The organism is Mesobacillus foraminis (genome assembly GCF_004340465.1).
GTDB classification, from domain to species: Bacteria; Bacillota; Bacilli; order Bacillales; family Cytobacillaceae; genus Mesobacillus_B; species Mesobacillus_B foraminis.
In genome coordinates, this window is the sequence record NZ_SLVV01000001.1 from 1 (window position 1) to 18,890 (window position 18,890).

Annotated in this window: 19 protein-coding genes; 5 read left to right on the forward strand and 14 right to left on the reverse strand. The window is 42.1% G+C overall.

Translation table 11 applies throughout. The features are described from left to right. Window positions 1-187: 187 nt before the first annotated feature. From lpdA to EV146_RS00025, 5 genes are all read right to left on the reverse strand, one after another. Window positions 188-1,597, reverse strand: a complete 1,410-nt coding sequence (lpdA, locus tag EV146_RS00005) for a dihydrolipoyl dehydrogenase (RefSeq protein WP_132000580.1) — start codon at window positions 1,595-1,597, stop codon at window positions 188-190. 3 nt (window positions 1,598-1,600) lie between these two features. Then, window positions 1,601-2,953 carry a dihydrolipoamide acetyltransferase family protein gene (locus EV146_RS00010; RefSeq protein ID WP_132000582.1) on the reverse strand — a complete coding sequence of 451 codons (1,353 nt, stop codon included), beginning with the start codon at window positions 2,951-2,953 and terminating at the stop codon, window positions 1,601-1,603. Window positions 2,954-3,115: 162 nt separating this feature from the next. Further along, a complete protein-coding gene (locus EV146_RS00015; protein WP_121609410.1) occupies window positions 3,116-4,093 on the reverse strand; it encodes an alpha-ketoacid dehydrogenase subunit beta in 978 nt (325 codons plus the stop codon). 3 nt (window positions 4,094-4,096) lie between these two features. Next, window positions 4,097-5,212 (reverse strand): pyruvate dehydrogenase (acetyl-transferring) E1 component subunit alpha, encoded by a 1,116-nt coding sequence (pdhA, locus tag EV146_RS00020; RefSeq protein ID WP_132000584.1) that lies wholly within the window; start codon window positions 5,210-5,212, stop codon window positions 4,097-4,099. A 555-nt stretch (window positions 5,213-5,767) separates the two neighbouring features. Continuing rightward, complete coding sequence (locus EV146_RS00025) at window positions 5,768-6,442, reverse strand: YkyA family protein (protein WP_241993759.1); 675 nt, start codon at window positions 6,440-6,442, stop codon at window positions 5,768-5,770. 187 nt (window positions 6,443-6,629) lie between these two features. Here EV146_RS00025 and EV146_RS00030 point away from each other — a divergent pair, with 187 nt between their 5' ends. The 4 genes from EV146_RS00030 to rnjA all read left to right on the forward strand — a co-directional run bounded on the left by EV146_RS00030 (window position 6,630) and on the right by rnjA (window position 10,223). Continuing rightward, window positions 6,630-6,752: a YjcZ family sporulation protein gene (locus EV146_RS00030; RefSeq protein ID WP_132000586.1), complete on the forward strand. Its 123-nt coding sequence runs from the start codon at window positions 6,630-6,632 to the stop codon at window positions 6,750-6,752. Window positions 6,753-6,901: 149 nt separating this feature from the next. Beyond that, window positions 6,902-7,456 carry a peptide deformylase gene (gene def / locus EV146_RS00035; protein ID WP_132000588.1) on the forward strand — a complete coding sequence of 185 codons (555 nt, stop codon included), beginning with the start codon at window positions 6,902-6,904 and terminating at the stop codon, window positions 7,454-7,456. An 883-nt stretch (window positions 7,457-8,339) separates the two neighbouring features. After that, window positions 8,340-8,552 carry a DNA-dependent RNA polymerase subunit epsilon gene (locus tag EV146_RS00040; RefSeq protein ID WP_121609414.1) on the forward strand — a complete coding sequence of 71 codons (213 nt, stop codon included), beginning with the start codon at window positions 8,340-8,342 and terminating at the stop codon, window positions 8,550-8,552. Between the two features lie 3 nt (window positions 8,553-8,555). Next, entirely contained in the window at window positions 8,556-10,223 is a 1,668-nt protein-coding gene (gene rnjA / locus EV146_RS00045) for a ribonuclease J1 (protein WP_121609415.1), read from the forward strand. A gap of 68 nt (window positions 10,224-10,291) precedes the next feature. On the opposite strand, the gene EV146_RS00050 is transcribed toward rnjA, so the two are convergent. From EV146_RS00050 to EV146_RS00090, 9 genes are all read right to left on the reverse strand, one after another. Next, the gene (locus EV146_RS00050) at window positions 10,292-10,948 is read right to left on the reverse strand and encodes a potassium channel family protein (RefSeq protein WP_121609416.1); all 657 of its coding nucleotides are present in this window, start codon (window positions 10,946-10,948) and stop codon (window positions 10,292-10,294) included. A gap of 141 nt (window positions 10,949-11,089) precedes the next feature. Continuing rightward, on the reverse strand, window positions 11,090-11,911 hold the full coding sequence (locus tag EV146_RS00055; RefSeq protein WP_158286951.1) for a DUF4349 domain-containing protein: 822 nt from the start codon (window positions 11,909-11,911) through the stop codon (window positions 11,090-11,092). Window positions 11,912-12,562: 651 nt separating this feature from the next. Beyond that, entirely contained in the window at window positions 12,563-13,018 is a 456-nt protein-coding gene (locus EV146_RS00060; protein ID WP_132000593.1) for a TlpA family protein disulfide reductase, read from the reverse strand. Between the two features lie 84 nt (window positions 13,019-13,102). Continuing rightward, the gene (locus EV146_RS00065; RefSeq protein WP_132000595.1) at window positions 13,103-13,645 is read right to left on the reverse strand and encodes a peroxiredoxin; all 543 of its coding nucleotides are present in this window, start codon (window positions 13,643-13,645) and stop codon (window positions 13,103-13,105) included. Window positions 13,646-13,846: 201 nt separating this feature from the next. Continuing rightward, window positions 13,847-14,968, reverse strand: a complete 1,122-nt coding sequence (locus EV146_RS00070; protein WP_132000597.1) for an N-acetyldiaminopimelate deacetylase — start codon at window positions 14,966-14,968, stop codon at window positions 13,847-13,849. Window positions 14,969-15,098: 130 nt separating this feature from the next. Continuing rightward, complete coding sequence (gene dapD / locus EV146_RS00075; RefSeq protein WP_132000599.1) at window positions 15,099-15,809, reverse strand: 2,3,4,5-tetrahydropyridine-2,6-dicarboxylate N-acetyltransferase; 711 nt, start codon at window positions 15,807-15,809, stop codon at window positions 15,099-15,101. A 71-nt stretch (window positions 15,810-15,880) separates the two neighbouring features. Beyond that, window positions 15,881-16,771 (reverse strand): LysR family transcriptional regulator, encoded by an 891-nt coding sequence (locus EV146_RS00080; protein ID WP_121609422.1) that lies wholly within the window; start codon window positions 16,769-16,771, stop codon window positions 15,881-15,883. Window positions 16,772-16,860: 89 nt separating this feature from the next. Continuing rightward, entirely contained in the window at window positions 16,861-17,295 is a 435-nt protein-coding gene (cbpB, locus tag EV146_RS00085; protein WP_121609423.1) for a cyclic-di-AMP-binding protein CbpB, read from the reverse strand. A 155-nt stretch (window positions 17,296-17,450) separates the two neighbouring features. Then, a complete protein-coding gene (locus EV146_RS00090) occupies window positions 17,451-17,687 on the reverse strand; it encodes a YkuJ family protein (protein ID WP_121609424.1) in 237 nt (78 codons plus the stop codon). A 242-nt stretch (window positions 17,688-17,929) separates the two neighbouring features. Between EV146_RS00090 and EV146_RS00095 the strand changes: the two genes are divergently transcribed. After that, a complete protein-coding gene (locus tag EV146_RS00095) occupies window positions 17,930-18,880 on the forward strand; it encodes an MBL fold metallo-hydrolase (RefSeq protein WP_132000601.1) in 951 nt (316 codons plus the stop codon). Window positions 18,881-18,890 lie beyond the last annotated feature (10 nt).

The window sequence follows — 18,890 nt, forward strand, 5'->3', positions numbered from 1 at the left end:
AAATCGAAGGTTGAAAACGAAATGGGTCTAGCATTAATGGCCGTGAATTTACGAAAATTCACGGCCAACAGCTAAGAATATAGTAGAAAGACAAGCAAAAACAGAGAAAGGTGAAATTGAGTACGCTCAATTTCACCTTTCTCACTATTTGAGCTAGTTATGGCCCAGCCTCTTTATTATTTATTTTTTACTTAATAATATGAATTGGATTGCCAAGAGCTACTTCAGCAGTTTCCATAGTGATTTCACCAAGTGTTGGATGGGCATGGATTGTCATTGCGAGATCTTCTGCAGTCATGCCTGTTTCGATTGCGAGACCTAGCTCTGCAATCATGTCAGAAGCGCCTGAACCTGCAATCTGCGCACCAATAATCAATCCATCTTCTTTTCTCGTAACAAGCTTCATGAAACCATCAGACTGGTTTAATGAAAGCGCACGGCCATTAGCTGCAAATGGGAACTTGGCAGCTGTAACCTCGATACCCTCATCCTTTGCTTGCTGTTCGGTGTATCCAACTGATGCCAATTCAGGATCAGAGAATACCACTGCAGGAATTCCAAGGTAGTCAATTTCGGATGCATGTCCAGAAATAGCCTCAGCTGCAATTTTACCTTCATAAGATGCCTTGTGAGCCAGCGGAGGGCCTGCAACAACATCACCGATGGCATAAATGTTGCTGATATTGGTTCTGCATTGTTTGTCTACATTAATAATTCCACGTTCGCCAAATTCAACTCCGACCTGCTCAAGGCCAAGTTCATCCGTATTTGGCTTTCTGCCGACCATGACGAAAACATAGTCTGCTTCAATTTTCTGCTCTTCACCTTTCACTTCATAAGTGACGGTTACACTGTCTTCTTTCTCTTCTACACCTTTTGCAAGGGCTTTAGTTATGATTTCGGCACCTTTTTTCTTAAGGTTGCGTTTTACAAGTGAAGACATTTGCTTTTCAAAGCCGTTCAGGATTTCGTCTGCGCCTTCAAGGATGGTTACTTTAGTGCCAAAGCTAGCATAAGCGCCGCCCAGCTCTGTTCCGATATAACCGCCGCCAATAACAACAATGCTCTTAGGAAGCTCCTGAAGATTCAGTGCGCCGGTAGAATCAAGGACACGCTTGGAATATTTAAACGCTGGAATTTCCAAAGGTCTTGAGCCTGTAGCGATAATGGCATTTTTAAAAGTATATGTCTGTGCTGAATTCTCATCCATTACACGCAGTGTGTTTGCGTCCACAAAATAAGCTTCACCGCTTACGATGTCAACCTTATTTCCTTTAAGCAGTCCCTCAACGCCGCCAGTCAGCTTTTTTACAACCCCGGCCTTGAAGTTTTGCACTTTCGAAAAATCCAATGTGACGTTTTCAGCTTTAATCCCCATATCTTCAGAATGCATGGCATTCTCATAACGGTGACCCGCAGAAATTAATGCTTTTGAAGGGATACAGCCGACGTTTAAGCACACGCCGCCCACTGTTCCTTTCTCGACGATTGTCACTTTTTGTCCCAGCTGGGCAGCACGAATCGCTGCAACATATCCTCCAGGGCCTGCACCAATGACTATAGTATCCGTTTCAATTGGGAAATCTCCTACTACCATTTATTACGCCTCCATTAACAATAGTTCTGGATCGTTTAACAAGCGTTTAATGTGATTCATTGCATTTTGCGCTGTTGCACCGTCGATCATACGGTGGTCAAAGCTTAGAGATAGGGCAAGGACTGGAGCAGCCACAATTTCTCCATCTTTGACGATAGGTTTTTCAGCAATGCGGCCAATTCCGAGAATGGCTACTTCTGGATGATTAATTACCGGAGTGAACCACTGTCCTCCAGCAGATCCGATGTTTGAAATCGTGCAAGATGCACCCTTCATTTCATCAGGAGCCAGTTTTCCATCACGAGCTTTGACTGCAAGTTCATTGATTTCATTCGAAATGGTAAATACAGACTTACGGTCAGCATCTTTTACAACAGGAACAAGCAAGCCTTTCTCTGTATCTGCCGCTATTCCGATATTGTAGTAATGCTTATGAACAATTTCGCTTGTTGCATCATCAAGGGAAGTGTTTAATGCTGGATACTCACGCAATGCACTTGTTAATGCTTTTACCACATAAGGAAGGAATGTAAGCTTAATTCCTTTTTGAGCTGCAACTTCTTTGAACTTTTTGCGATGAGCAACAAGCTTAGTTACATCAATCTCATCCATTAAAGTAACGTGTGGAGCAGTATGTTTTGAGTTAACCATTGCTTTGGCAATCGCCTTGCGGATTCCGCTCATCTTCTCACGTGTTTCAGGATACTGGCCTTGAGGAATTGCTTGAGCTGGCGCTGCAGCTTTTTCAGCAGCTGGTGCTTCTTGAGCTGCTGCCGGTGATTCTGCAGCCTGTGGTGCTCCCCCGGCGATGAAGTTGTCTACATCCTCTTTTAATACTCGGCCATTCTTGCCTGTGCCGGCAACTTGGCGAATATCAATGCCTTTATCGCGGGCATGCTTGCGGACAGATGGCATCGCGATGACACGGCGGTTTGGATCTACTTCTGTCTGAGGAGCTGCTGCCGCGCCTGCTCCTGTGGCACCTTCAGCTGCAGGAGCTTTTGCTTCTTCTTTCTTGACATCCTGGCCAGCTTCCATAGTTGATTGAACTTGTGCCTCTGTTTTTTCAGTCTTTGGAGCTTCTTCCTCATCACCTTTAAATTTCAGGTCTTCATACCCAGGAGCATCAAAAGAAATGAGTATCTGGCCCACTGTGGCTACTGTTCCTTCTTCTACCAGAACTTCCTCGACTGTTCCAGCGACAGGAGAAGGAATTTCGACAACCGCCTTATCATTTTGCACTTCGCAAAGTACATCGTCTTCTTGAACTTTGTCACCTGGCTTTACAAACCACTTAACAATTTCACCTTCATGGATGCCTTCACCAATATCCGGCATTTTGAATTGGAATGACACTTGCAATCACCCTCCTATTATTTAAAGCGCGAGCACCACTTTACCTGCAGGCAATGCAGCGAGCCCCTCCACGGCAGGCGTACTGCCGGTAAAGGGGTTCGATCCTGCAGCCAGTAAAGCTAGGCACTGTTGCACAAACTCATCTAAGTTGTCAAAAAAATTTTAGAAAGTAAGTACTTTCTTGGCAGTTTCAATTACATCTTTGTAATTTGGAAGCCAGACAGTTTCAGCTTGAGAGAACGGGAATACCGTATCTGGAGCCGCTACGCGAAGTACTGGTGCTTCCAGGTTCAAAATGGCACGATCATTGATTTCAGCAACGATTTGTGATGCCATTCCTGCTTGTTTTTGAGCTTCCTGAACCACAATTGCACGTCCAGTCTTTTCAATTGAAGCAACAATTGTTTCAATGTCGAACGGCATAACAGTGCGAAGGTCGATAACCTCAACAGAGTGACCTTCTTTTTCCAGTTCTTCTGCAGCTTTTAATGATTCATGAACCATTGCACCATAAGTTACAATCGTCAAATCTTTACCTTCGCGCTTAACTTCTGCTTTGCCAAGAGGAATAGTGTATTCTTCTTCAGGTACTTCCTGGCGGAAAGAACGGTAAAGCTTCATATGCTCAAGGAAGATAACAGGGTCATTATCACGGATAGCAGAAATAAGCAATCCTTTTGCATCATAAGGAGTTGATGGGATGACAACTTTTAAGCCAGGTTGTTGAGCCATCAATCCTTCAAGGCTGTCAGCGTGCATTTCAGGAGTATGTACGCCTCCGCCAAAAGGAGAACGAATAGTTACAGGAGAGCTGTAACGGCCGCCTGAACGATAACGCATGCGAGCCATTTGCCCAGAAATGGCATCCATTACTTCATATACAAATCCAAAAAACTGAATCTCAGGAACCGGACGGTAGCCTTGAAGAGCAAGACCAATCGCTAAACCGCCAATCCCGGATTCTGCCAATGGAGTATCGAATACACGATCTTCACTGAATTCTTTTTGCAGCCCTTCTGTTGCACGGAAAACACCGCCGTTCACTCCAACGTCCTCTCCGAATACAAGTACATTAGGGTCGTTGCGAAGCTCTGTGCGCAACGCATCTGTAATTGCTTGAATCATTGTCATTTGAGCCATGGCTTACTTCGACTCCTTCTCTTTATATATTTCATATTGTTCTTCAAGGTGGTTTGGCATTTCTTCATACATGAAGGAAATTAAGTCCGTTACTTTTTGCTTAGGCTGCTCATCTGCCTTTTTAATCGCATCCTTAATTTCTTCTTTTGCACGTTCGATTACTTCGTTTTCCATATCTTCATTCCAAAGACCTTTTGTTTCAAGGAACTTACGGAAACGAACAAGCGGATCTTTCTTTTCCCACTCATTATCTAGATCAGCCGTACGGTAGCGAGTTGGATCATCCCCAGCCATAGTGTGAGGACCATAACGGTAAGTAAGAGTTTCAATTAAAGTTGGACCTTCGCCATTAACCGCACGCTCACGAGCTTCACGAACAGCCGCGTAAACAGCCAATGCATCCATACCATCAACCTGAATTCCAGGAATACCTGCTGCAACCGCTTTTTGAGCAATTGTTTTCGCACTTGTCTGCTTTTCAACAGGAGTCGAAATAGCAAAACGGTTGTTTTGAACGATGAATATAGCAGGAGCCTTGTATGCACCGGCAAAGTTGATTCCTTCATAGAAATCACCCTGTGAAGACCCGCCATCACCTGTGTACGTAATAGCAACGGATTTTGCGCCGCGCTTTTTCATTCCAAGTGCCACACCTGCTGCCTGAATATATTGGGCACCAATGATGATTTGTGGAGAAATTACATTAACGCCTTCCGGAATCTGGTTTCCGTGGAAGTGACCGCGAGAGAACAAGAATGCCTGATAAAGCGGTAACCCGTGCCAGATAATTTGAGGAACATCACGATAGCCTGGAAGAATAAAGTCTTCCTTTTCAAGAGCAAATTGGGAAGCAAGCTGGGAAGCCTCCTGTCCAGCAGTTGGTGCATAGAAACCTAGGCGGCCCTGACGGTTTAAGGAGATGGAACGCTGGTCCAGAATCCTTGTATAAACCATTCTCTTCATGAGTTCCTGAAGCTGTTCGTCTGACAGGTCAGGCATTGCCGCTTCATTAACCACTTCTCCTTCTTCATTAAGGATTTGAAGTGTTTCAAACTGGTTTTCAATTTTCTCCAGCTGCTTGACTGAGTCAGCCAGAGTTGTTTTTGTTTTCGATGCCATCTATAGTCACCTCTTCCTTTCTAATACAATAATTTATCAATTATACAAAAATAGAATACCCAAAAACCAAATGAAACTTCCATATGCGGGTAAACGAATTACTATCGAGCCATTATACCAACAGTTTGGCGATTGACCAAAAGCAGGCAACTGAATCAGCCCGCATGTACATAAGTTATCATTTTTTGATCTTTCCGCCATTATGTAGTTTTCCACAGAACAAGCCTCGGGAAACACTATTTTCCATATCCAATCCTTCTTCTATCTGTACTACTCATTTTTTTATCCCTATTGATACAATCAGCTCTCACGTAACTCAGTTTACAATAACTAAAAAGGTCCGTCAAATACTAAGATTATCATTTTAATCTTTTTATTACTGTACTAATATTGTTTATTTTTTCTCCATCTGTACTATAAAAATAAAACTTCTGTGTTATAACATTGCCCCTGACAGCTTACTAAATGTCCGTTTATTTTTCCGCTACAATAAAAACCGGCCTCCATTACAGATGCCGGCAAACAAAAATCATTATTTCAGTAAATCATCAGCTGTTATTTGTTATCCTGTGTTTTAACATTCAACCCGGCCGCCCTGTAAAATTCAAGCTTGGCCTCGTTGTATTGATCTGTTTTTTCATTGAATTTCTGGTTGGAATCAAGTACTTTTTTATAGGAAGAATTCACTTTATTAACCTGGTCTTCAAGTTCTTCAATGGTTAAATCTTTATTTTTCAGCAGTGCATACAGCTCTTTGTCCTGAGAAAGGCCTGTTGAGTAATAGTTATACAAGTCACTATGGATATCATAGCGTTCAATCATTAAACTCTGAAGCTCTTCCGCCTGACTCTTTAATTCGGGATCGTCAATTTTCTCAATAATATCGGAAACCCCGCTAAATTCCTTTTTTGATTCCTCAATACTATCCTTTTCTTTATCAATGTGCTCTTTTCTTTTATCAGCGATCGAAATTGCCTGATCCGATAAATTGACGATTTTTTCATATTCGTCCATATTAAGCTCAATAAGCTGGGCATATAACTCTTTTTCTTCCTTCTCAAGCTTCACAAGCGGTTCTTGCTGCTCTTCAAAGGTCTGTTCAATTTCGACAACTTTTTCAAGTTTATCGAACATTTCTTCTGCAGGGGTTTTTCTGTCCATGCACCCTGCAGAGAGTACAGTCAAAGCAAGAATGATAAAAACCAGAGATTTTTTCCGGAAAATTCCCAATTTACAACCTCCTTATATTTCTCCATTTTCACTATAGCGATTTCCCTTTGACTTGACAATATTAAACAAAAACCACCCAATAAAAAAAGGATTCATCTGGGCATCCGCCCATACATTTTCTCACAATCTACATAGGCTAAAGTATCGCTCAACCTATACAGCGAAAAATATCAAGGAGGTTTTCCTTATGTTTGGTTACGGATATGGATGTGGCTATCCTGCTCATGGTTTTGGTTTTGGTAGAGGATTTGCTCTAATTGTGGTACTCTTCATCCTTCTTATCATTGTAGGCTGTGCCTGCTGGAGATAAATAACAAAAGGGAGATGCAAAAACATCTTCCTTTTTTGCATCATTGTATCCACTTAGGCCGTGTCCATGCTGTATGTTTTCATATTAACTTTTTTATAGACATTTGTTAGACTAGGGATTACATAGAATAGACCAGAGGTGAATGAAAGATGTTAACAATGGATAACATCGTACGGGATGGACACCCTTCCCTGCGCAAAGTAGCAGAAGAGGTCCCCTTGCCCGCTTCAGATGAAGATAAAGCAACCCTGGAGAGGATGCTTGAATATGTTAAAAACAGCCAGAATCCAGAAGTCGCCGAGAAATATGGCCTTCGTCCTGGTATTGGGCTTGCCGCCCCGCAAATTGATGTCGAAAAAAGAATGATTGCTGTACACGTACATGATGAAAAAGGAAATTTATACAGCTATGGCCTTTTTAATCCCAGGATTATCAGCCATTCTGTTGAACGTGCCTACCTGACAGCAGGTGAAGGCTGTTTATCAGTGGACGAACCCTATCCCGGATATGTTCCTCGCTATGCAAGAATTACGGTAAAAGGAGTCAGTCTTGACGGCGAAGAAGTCAAGCTTAGGTTAAAAGGGCTTCCCGCCATTGTTTTCCAGCATGAAATCGACCACCTTAATGGGGTTATGTTCTATGACCACATAAATAAAGAAGATCCATTTGCTGAGATTGACAATGCTATACCTGTTGACAGATAAACCACTTGAAAGCCGGCCTATTCCAGAGCCGGCTTTCAACATATTTCCTCCACCCTGGCTCCTCTCGATGGATACAATCGACTTTAAATCTCCACTAATGGTCCAACAAACCGATTCAGGTCCCACATCCCTGTGGCTATTCCTGGCAAAAGTCTGTCGCCATCCGAATAACATCTGACTCTCCCAAAGTGCCCCTCAACTTGTTTCCTTTTGCAATTAGAGCGGTTTAGGCAAAAAAACTGCATCCGCACGCTGACTCATTCACTTAGTATCATTTCATCAAAGAATATATCATTTTGCTGATGCGCCAAACACCCCACGCGAATACTCATTCTAAAGAGTGCTTTCCACTATTTTTTACTGAAAAGGGCGTTGGACAGTTCTTCCCCCCCGCCCAGGTCCCCACCCAATCGATAATTTCAAACATGTTCCATTTCAAAACAACATAATCGTGAAAAAAAAAAACAAAAAGCTTTTTATATATCATATTTTTAAATTCCATCATTAACCACGAGATAAATTACTATTTCATCATATAATATTAGTAAAAAGAAAAGGTTTACACGGAAATCGAGTTAAACTTTCCTTGCACTCCTTTACATTGGACAAGGATTGTTTAAAATAAAGGTAAGGAGATGATCCACTATGTTAAAAAAGCTAAGACGCAAGCTTAGACAACAGTGGAGAGATTTGCTTCGTAAAAAAACAATTGCCTGAGTTTTTGAGCCCTTCAAACTTGCGAAGGGCTCCTTCATTATTGTACATTGGTTAGAGTGGAAACTGGGATATATGTGTAATCCAGGCGTGATTAGAAAAACAATGAAAAAAATGTTAATTTTTTATATAATAGACAAAGTCATGTCAGATAAGGAGAGAGAGCTCTATGATTTTTAAAGTATATTACCAAGAACAACTTAAGGAAGTTGCTGTAAGAGAAAATACTCAAACCCTGTATGTTGAGGCTGGTTCCGAAAGGGAAGTGCGAACAAAACTTTCTGATCGTCCTTATAATATTGAATATATTCAGGCAGTTGAGGGTAGTTATCTTGAATATGAGAAACAAAAAGAAGACTTTGAAGTATTGGAGAATGAATAATTTATGAAATTTGTAAAGAACGATCAAACAGCTGTCTTTGCCCTTGGAGGTATGGGCGAGATCGGCAAAAACATGTATGCCGTCCAATTCCAGGATGAAATCATTGTCATTGACGCTGGTATTAAATTCCCTGAGGACGAATTGCTCGGAATCGATTATGTTATCCCTGATTACTCTTATCTTGTTAAAAATGAGGACAAGATAAAAGGACTCTTTGTTACACACGGACATGAGGACCATATTGGCGGGATTCCTTATTTGCTTAAACAAATTAATGTCCCGATTTACGGTGGAAAGCTTGCCCTCGGACTAATCCGGAACAAGCTGGAAGAACACGGTCTCTTGCGCCAGGCCAAGTTCCATGAAATTAAAGAAGATGACATTATAAAGTTCCGGAAAACATCTGTAACCTTTTTCAGGACCACGCACAGTATTCCGGATTCATATGGAATTGTTGTCAAGACACCGCCAGGACAAGTCGTCCATACTGGTGATTTCAAATTTGACTTCACCCCTGTAGGTGAACCAGCAAACCTTACGAAAATGGCTGAAATCGGCAAGGAAGGTGTCCTGTGCCTTCTTTCAGATAGCACGAACAGTGAAATTCCCAACTTTACCATGTCTGAAAGACGAGTAGGCGATACCATTCATGACATTTTCAGAAAAGTGGACGGCAGGGTTATATTTGCAACTTTTGCGTCCAACATTCACCGCTTGCAGCAAGTAACGGAAGCGGCTGTCGCTAATGGCAGGAAAATAGCTGTTTTTGGACGGAGCATGGAAGCAGCAATCAATATTGGACTTGATTTGGGCTACATCAATGCACCAAAAGAAACTTTTATCGAAGCACAGCAAATCAATCGCCTGCCTGCAAACAAGGTAACAATTTTATGTACCGGAAGCCAGGGGGAGCCAATGGCTGCCCTTTCCAGAATCGCTAATGGCACACACAGGCAAATTCAGATTATCCCTGGAGACACTGTAGTCTTCTCGTCTTCTCCGATTCCTGGAAATACGATTAGCGTGAACCGGATAATCAACTTGCTTTCACGTGCAGGCGCTGAAGTCATTCATGGGAAGCTGAGCGATATTCATACATCCGGTCATGGAGGACAGGAAGAGCAGAAATTAATGCTCAGGTTAATCAAACCTAAATTCTTTATGCCTATCCACGGTGAGTACAGAATGCAAAAAATGCACTCAAAACTAGCAATTGACTGCGGTGTGCCTGAAGAAAACTGCTTTATTATGGACAATGGCGATGTGCTTGCCCTAAGCGAGAATGAAGCACAGATATCAGGAAAGATTCCGTCCGGTTCTGTTTACATTGACGGAAGCGGAATCGGCGATATCGGGAACATTGTGCTCCGCGACCGCCGTATTCTTTCCGAGGAAGGTCTGGTTGTTGTTGTTGTCAGCATCAATATGAAAGACTTTAAAATTGCGGCAGGCCCGGATTTGATATCCCGCGGATTTGTTTACATGCGCGAATCAGGCGATTTGATTAATGATGCCCAAAGCCTGATAACCAAACATTTGAATAAAGTCATGGAACGCAAGACTACACAATGGTCTGAGATCAAGAATGAAATTACGGATACCCTTGCTCCGTTCTTATATGAAAAGACGAAGCGCCGTCCTATGATTTTGCCAATCATCATGGAAGTTTAATATCAATCTTTTTCGAATACGCTTGATAATAAAAGCCCTTTAGCTGCATGCTAAAGGGCTTTTTTGTGCTATAGTGCTTTTCTTTCAAAGCGATTTATATCGGAGTCAGCTCCGATTACAATTAAAATATCGCCAGCACGTATCAGTTCATCCGCCTGAGGAGACACCAGTATATCGTTGCCTCTTTTAATCGCCACAATATTAATGCCATGTCTCGCACGAATATTGAGATCTATAATGGAATTCCCTCCAAGCTTTTCACTTGCCACTACTTCAGCGATGCTGTGTTCATCCGACAGTTCCAGATAATCAAGGACATTGTTTGAAACCATGTTATGAGCAATCCTTTTCCCCATGTCCCGTTCAGGATGTACAACATGATCAGCTCCTATTTTGCGCAGCACCTTTTCATGATAATCATTTTGAGCCTTAGCTGATACTTTCTTAACCCCTAGCTCTTTAAGCATCAAAGTAGTAAGAATACTCGCCTGGATGTCATCGCCGATTGCGACAATCACATGATCAAAATTGCGGATCCCAAGGCTTTTCAACACTTTTTCATCGGTAGTGTCAGCACAAACAGCATGGGAAGCAACAGCCGCAAATTTATTGACTCGTTCTTCATTAATATCAATAGCCATAACCTGCATACCCTGCTCGGCCAGCTCGTTGCAAATGCTTCCGCCAAAACGGCCAAGCCCAATTACTGCAAATTCCTTTTTCATTTAATAGTTCCTCCCAAACCAGCCAACTGTACAGAACTAATTTTAGCACATTGACAATAAATTCATAGACCCAGACTGTGGTACCTAAACTGAATCTTATGGAAAATGCCTAGTATTTTTTCTCCTGGGGCGGTAAATGATTCATCCTTTTTTCCTTCTTAGAAAAATCCAGATTGTTGATAAAACCATTCCAGTTAAAATTAAAATCGGCAAATTCCCGGCAATAAGGACAATTATACCCGACACAAGGGCTAATAAGACATTGATATTCACTGCCAGCTGCTTTTTGACCTTTTGCCATGTATTTAAGTCTGACGCCTGATCAACTTTAGGAACAAGAATATTGGTTTCAAGGGATACCGTAACCGTTGAATAATCGGTCTGATTTTGAAGAAAGTTCTTCCTTCCTGCCAGCTGTTCAATTTCCTCCTGTACGGCAGCAAGATCAGCAGATATCTTTAGTAAATCCTCTGTTTTTTCGGCCTCATCCATAAAAGATAGCAGCCTTGCCTCTACTGCCTTCTTCGAACGGAGCCTTGATTCAAGGTCGACGAATTCTTCTGTAACATCCTGGCCGCTTACATTCCGATGTGTTATTTCTTCAGCTGTTCCCTCCGCATCATGAAGAAATGATTGAAAGTTCCTTTGGGGAATCCTGAAGACCATCGTTTCGCTTAATTGTTCATCTTCAAAAGTGCTGGTTTGTGACTGAACAATATAACCTCCATACGAAATAGCTTTTTTCTCAAGTTTTCCCTGTACTTCTGTATAATTATTTACTTTTAGCTGCAGATCTGCATTGTAGATTACCTTTCTGCCAGAAGATTCAGATTCTGGAGAAGTGTCGCCGGACTTTTTTCCATCTGTATCCTCGGCTTTTTCAACTCTCTCTTCTTGCTCCGAGAAAGCAATATCTTTTTTGTTTAAAGTCCTCTGACTCGGTTTGTTCAGATCCTTTCCCACCCGAAGAGTTCTTATCAGTTCCTTCACTGTTGCTGCTGCATGCAGCGATACTTAAAAGCAGAATAAAAACAGGGAAAAACCATTTTAGCTTCATCGCCCACACTCCTTCTAATTTAACAGATATGACGTAGTGATGACGAAAAGGTTACAGACAAATATACAGCATTCTTAAAAGGTAGGAAGTAATTTCCCTTTACCGTCCTTAAAATCAAACACTTATAAGCAATTGCTTTTAGACGTGTGCTTAAATTTAAATGAGTAGAATGATTTATTCGCTCTCTAACCGGAGTGCAGGGTGAAACTCCTCTAGGGGAGAAGCGGTCATAGGTACCAGACCGGGCGGCTTAAGGTGCCTTGCTGGCTTTTGTACCCCCCTGGAGGTTACAGGCTGTTTAGAGAGCTTTAAATTAGTAGAAGCTTTTAAGACAATAGCGGGGATATCCGCATTAACAAAATCAGTCTATATAGCGGCTTGCCAGTACGAAATCATTATTTATAAAAAAATATCATGGTATTCTAATAAATAACTAAAAGCTTGTAAAATGTAAAATTTGATGATGGAGAGGATGTTTGGAAATTATGGGTGCCTTTCATGTTGCCTGCACTTTTCAGCACAAAAAAGAGCCGGCTTAATAAGCCCGCTCTCCCTTGTTATTCAGCTTTTTCAAGTTCATCAAGTACACGATTGACACGTTTCTCGAGCATTTTCATGCCGCTGCCGCCTGCCTGGAAATGTCGGAGCTTTCCTTCTTTATCAAATACATAATAGGCAGGTACATACTGATTTTCAAAACGGTTAGTCAAATTATGTTCACTGTCCACGTAGATTGGCTGAGTAATTCCATGTTCAGCAGCCACTTTTTTGATTTCTTCCATGTTGAGATCGTCCTCGGACCTTGGCATATGCACAGCAACCACATTTAACTTTCCTTCATATTTATCGCGAAAATCGTTTACCTGCGGCATAGCTTCTTTACAAAGGTGGCAGCTGATGGACCAGAAATGAATCAGCGTGGGAATAGTTCCTATTAGATCTTCTTTTGTTACTTCTCCATTAAGCCAATCTGTCGCACCCGACAGCTCTGGCATTGGTTCACGCAATTTCATCTATTAACACCTCTTTTGGAGTAGTTTACATGTCCAGGAAAAAAGCCTAACTGCTTGTTAGGCCTTAATATGGCTTTCTGGAAATTAAAGAGTGGCTTGTCCAGGCTTCCAGTTAGCAGGGCATAGTCCGCCAGTTTGAAGAGCCTGAAGCACACGCAGTGTTTCATCCACGTCACGGCCGATGTTATTATGGTTTACTACAGAATACATTAACTCCCCTTCTGGGCTGATAATGAACAGGCCTCTGAGAGCAATTCCTTCTTCTTCAATCAGAACTCCATATTCACGTGCCACTACATGGTTTGTATCAGCAGCAAGCGGGTAATTCAAGTCACCCAGTCCGTTCTCCTTGCGGTCTGTTTTAATCCAGGCAAGATGTGTATGAACCGTGTCAGTCGATACACCAATAACCTCTGCATCAAGATCTTCAAACTCATCATAACGATCGGAAAGAGCAGTGATTTCAGTTGGGCAGACGAAAGTGAAGTCCATTGGATAGAAGAATAGAACTGTCCACTTATCATTCTTCATGTTTCCTTCAAGACTTACTTTTCCAAATTCTTTATCTGGCATTACTGCATCCATTTCAAAACGTGGTGCTTGTTTACCTACCATGCGTTCTGGCATCTAAAATCCCTCCAACGTTAATAAAGTCAGGACAGCATACTTTGTCCTATTTTTTGTCAATTATGATTATAGCCGGCCATTTAAATGAAGTCAAAATTAAATGATAATTAATCCAATTAAGATTAATACCATTTAAAACTCCATTATTTGTTTTGCCCTTTTAACAATCCAAATAAACATTTGGAAAATCCGTTTATTGAATTAGTTCCCCTTATACTCGATATATTTTGTCAAAAGCGTTATGGCAGACCCAATGGCATTTTCATCAGGAGCCAGCTTTGAATGGTGAAGCCCAAAGCTTGAATTGACACCCAGCCAGAACATGAATCCCGGGATTTCCTTTAACATATAGCCAAAGTCTTCACCTGTCATTGCTTCTCTGCATTCAATCACCTTGATGCCTTCTGTCTTGTCCGCAAACTCCATGAACTCCTTTGTTAATGTTGAATCGTTATAAACCTGATGATACATTGCACCAAAATCCACGGCCGCCTTGCATTCATACCCTATTTCAATTCCATTGACGATAGCCATGAGCCGCTGCTTAACCTTTGCCATGGACTCCGGGGATAATGTCCGAATGGTCCCTTCAATACGAGCCTTTTCGGCAATAACGTTTTGAACGGTCCCACCGGTTATTTTCCCTATGGTGACAACTGCGCTGTCGAGCGGATCGACGTTTCGGGAAACGATAGATTGGAGTTGGGTAACCAATGAACATGCAGCGATAATCATATCATTCGTTTTATGGGGATAGGCAGCATGCCCCCCCTTGCCCGTCAAATCTATAAATAACTCCGATGTATTGGCAAACAGGAGACCTTCTCTAGTAGCAATCGTTCCGACAGGATATTCTGGAGCAATATGGAGAGCGATGATCATGTCCGGCTTCCATTCTTGCATAATGTCTGTCTTTAGCATTGGTTCCGCGCCACCAGGACCTTCCTCAGCAGGCTGAAATAAAAACAAAAGATCATCATTGATGGGATGGTGGACAAAGTGTGTTACCAGACCTAAAGCAATGCTCATATGGAAATCGTGTCCACAGGCATGCATTCGGCCCTCATGCTGGGACAGATAATCCACCCCTGTTTCTTCCTCGATAGGAAGACCATCAATATCCGCACGGTAGCCAATTGTTTTTCGAGGGTTCAACCCATTGATTTTCACAAAAACCCCAGTTTCCCATGTCCTGATTTCAAGATGGGTTTGCGGGAGACTTTCAAGATAGTGGAGTAAATAGGCCTGAGTCTTGAATTCCTGGAACCCAAGCTCTGGAATCTTATGTAAATCCCTTCTTATCTGTGTAAATATATTTTCCATTTATATGTCCCCTTTTCAATTAAATGAAGCTGGCAGATATGGGGAACCTGCCCTTCAATAGATAGAAAGAAAGCGCGGACAGGATCCACGCTTGCCATTCCATATACGATCATTCACCAGGCGGTTTTCTTTACAGCTGGCGAAGCTCTTGCTTGATTTCTGTTTTGGATTTAGTCTTTTCATCAATCTCTTTTATTACTCGCGCAGGTATTCCCGCTACAACTGTATTTGGAGGTACATCATCGACAACTACAGCACCCGCAGCAACAACCGCACCTTTACCAACTGTAACACCCTCAAGAACAACACAATTTGCACCGATCACTACATCATCCTCGACGATAACCGGTTTTGCAGAAGGCGGTTCAATAACACCAGCCAGTACTGAACCAGCACCAACGTGGCAGTTTTTCCCTACTGTTGCACGGCCCCCAAGGACAACATTCATGTCAATCATGGTTCCTTCTCCGATTACTGCCCCAATGTTGATTGATGCGCCCATCATAATAACAGCATTGTCCCCAATTTCCACCTGGTCGCGAATAACGGCACCAGGCTCGATGCGGGCTTTAATGTTTTTCATATCCAATAACGGGATCGCAGAATTCCTGCGGTCATTTTCAATCACATAATCCTCAATTTTGCCTTCGTTTGTTTCAATCACTTGTTGAATTTCGGACCATTCGCCAAATACAACACCTGAATTTCCAGTAATAAAAGCTTTTGAGCTCGGACCGAAATCGAGGCCTTCAAGGTTACCTTTAACATATACCTTTACAGGCGTAGCCTTTTTGCTATTTTGAATAAATGAAATAATTTCGTTTGCATCCATCATTTTCATTAAGAACCCCTCCAAAAATATGTATTTGCGCTAAAAATTACTTTACCAAACAAAAGATGTGAAAACAAGAATTATTGCTCTTCAGCTGAATCCTCTAAATGCTCTTTGACAATATCAACGAAAGCCTGCACTTGTTTCAGCTGAAATGCTGATTCATAACCAAGCAGCCAAGTATCACGCTTAATAGGCACCCCATGTTCATCAAGAAGCGGAATTTTAAAAATATTTTTCTCCGCACCATTTAAAGTGATTTCGGGCAGTATTGCATACCCGATTCCATTGAACGTCATTTGCTTGCAGGTTTCAATTTGATCCACGATAATGGTTCTCCTCGGAGGAGTCTGGAAGTTCCTCAGCCACCAATCCTGGATTTCCTGATAATAACTCGAATCACTTTTGAACTGGATAAAGGGCCTGTCTGTTTCAAGCATTTGTTCAGGTCTGGTGATTTCAGTATCCACAAGGTTCAGGCTATCCTGGAAAAGATGAATTTTTACACCTTTCCAATCAGGAGTGCCCCTGATAATGCCAATATGGACTTGATCCTCATATAGCGCCTTGGCAATTTCACTGCTCCATCCGGTGATCAATGAAATCTTTGCCTGAGGGTACCTGTTAACAAATTTTTTCAGCACCTGCGGAAGCCAGTTTTGTCCGACAATAGATGCCACAGCAATTTTAAGGGTGCCATATACCTCTGTATCAAGAGCGGAAATGGATTCTCTTACTTTTTCTTCCTTCATCAGCATCTCATTGGCAAACTGGATGACAAGCTCGCCTGCCGGAGTCAGCGACAGTCCCTTTTGCGAGCGGAGAAATAATTTTTTCCCCCATTCTTTTTCAATCGTCTGAAGCCGCTGGGACAATGCAGGCTGTGAAACAAATAGGCGTTCCGCAGCCTTCCTCATGTTCATTTCCTGGGCCAAAACAGTCAATAAATGAAGCTCTGACAGCGAAGACATACTCCCACCCCCAAGACAATCTCTATATTATGTAAAGGCCGCCCGTTATAAAAATCAGCTCCCTGTATCATACGGGAGCTGACTCCATCTTAGTTTGTCTGTAATTCATCAAGCCTTTTAAGAACCGCTCTTCTCGTGAGTATCCCCTCAAAATACCCTTTATCATCCTCAACACATAAAAATGGATGGTCGATGAGGTGGCCAAGGGAGGACTGCAGAGTAGACTCAATCTTTATTCTCGGAATATCTTTATTCATTGCCTCTTCAACTTTTTTTTGTTCCAATAGCTCAAACTCTATTCGTTCAAGGCCTAAAATAGAATCCATTATGATAGGGGTGCTGATTAAGCCATGAAGCCGATAATGCGGGTCAAGCACTGGTATCGATGTATAACCGCTCTTCGTCAATACTAACAATGCATGTTCAAGACTGTTCCCCACCTGGACATGGGCCACCCTCTCCGAAGGAATCATCATGTCCTTTATGCATACCTGTAAGAACTCTTCACTATGAAGACTAAACATCGGCGAAAACTCCCTAGTATCAATTTCAATCTTCTTTATTTTATCATATTACGTTATTTTATGCCGTTGATTCACATCTGTCTCTCTCACCAAATGCAAAAAATAAAGGGGCACACCGGCCCCTTTGGATAATGCATTCTGAACATCATCAATAATTATTGAATCAAATCAAATATTTCAATTGTGATCATGTCTATATTGTCAAATTGGTATTTTTTCGGTTTTTCTTTTTCATTGTAAACTTCCAGCTCATACGTTTCAGTTTTGGGATGAAAAGTAACCTGGCATTTCCGTTCGCCATTCACCTCAAAGAAACGCTGTGCAGGCTCTCCGTTAGCTGCTTGTTCCTGTAGGTTTTTTAATCTTGTAATGATACCCTGAAGCTGTGACATATTCCCTCTCCTTTCAAATTAAAAAGCGGCAGCGGCTTGTCCATGTTCCAGCTGGCAAAAGCCATGCTTTCCTAATTAACTTAAATATTGATGTTTTTAGGTTTCTCTTTTGGCATGTTTCTATCCGCCCGAAATGAATTCTGAATATTTCAAGGACTATTCCTTTACATGCCAATATTAACAGAATAAAATAATGACAGGCATTTGTACAAGTAAAACCTTGTGAACGGAGTGAATTTTATTTGAAAAAGCCTGTCCAGCCGAGCAAAAATATTTTTTTGATTGATGACCATGATCTAGGCCTCGAAGAGCGGACAGGAACCTATGTGCTGACAGCCCGTGACCTCACCCTTATCGAGACTTCGGCAAGTCCATCTGTTCCTTACCTCTTAAACGGTCTTTCTCACCTCGGACTCTCCGGCGATGATGTTAAATATATCATTGTCACTCATATCCATCTTGACCATGCTGGAGGAGCTGGCGCATTCCTTGAACACTGTCCCAATGCACAGGTTATCGTACATCCAAAAGGAATGAGGCACCTTGCTGACCCTTCCAGACTGCTGGCCGGTGCAAAAGCTGTTTATCGCGAGAAATTCGAGGCACTTTTCCACCCAGTCGTCCCTGTCCCAAATGACCGGTTGCTGGCAAAAGGACACGGGGACACTTTGGAAATCGATGAGGGCTGCCTCTTAACCTTCTATGATTCCCCCGGTCATGCCAACCATCACTTTAGCATTTACCACCCTCAGGCAAACGGAATGTTCACCGGAGATACCGCAGGGATTTTTTATCCTCAGCTGTACCGGAAAGGAATTGAGCTTTATATACCCTCTACATCACCAAACCAGTTTGATCCCGAAAAGATGCTTGCTTCGATTAGTCTATTCAGGAAAATGAACCTGGATTGCCTCTTTTTTGGCCATTACGGCATGAGTGATCACCCTGAGGAAGCGTACCAGCAGGTGGAAGATTGGCTTGAACGATTCCTACAGGAAGCAAAATCTGTTTTTGAGGCGGAAGGGGATCTTCGAACTCAAACAGCGGTTTTGAAGAATCGATTGTTTGACAGGCTGAAGATCTTCCTTCAGGCTAGAGGGGTACAGGAGAATGACCCTGTCCTGGAACTTATTTTGCTGGATCTCGAAATCAGCTCAATGGGATTAATCGATTATTTAACGAAAAAAATATGAACGGGAGTAA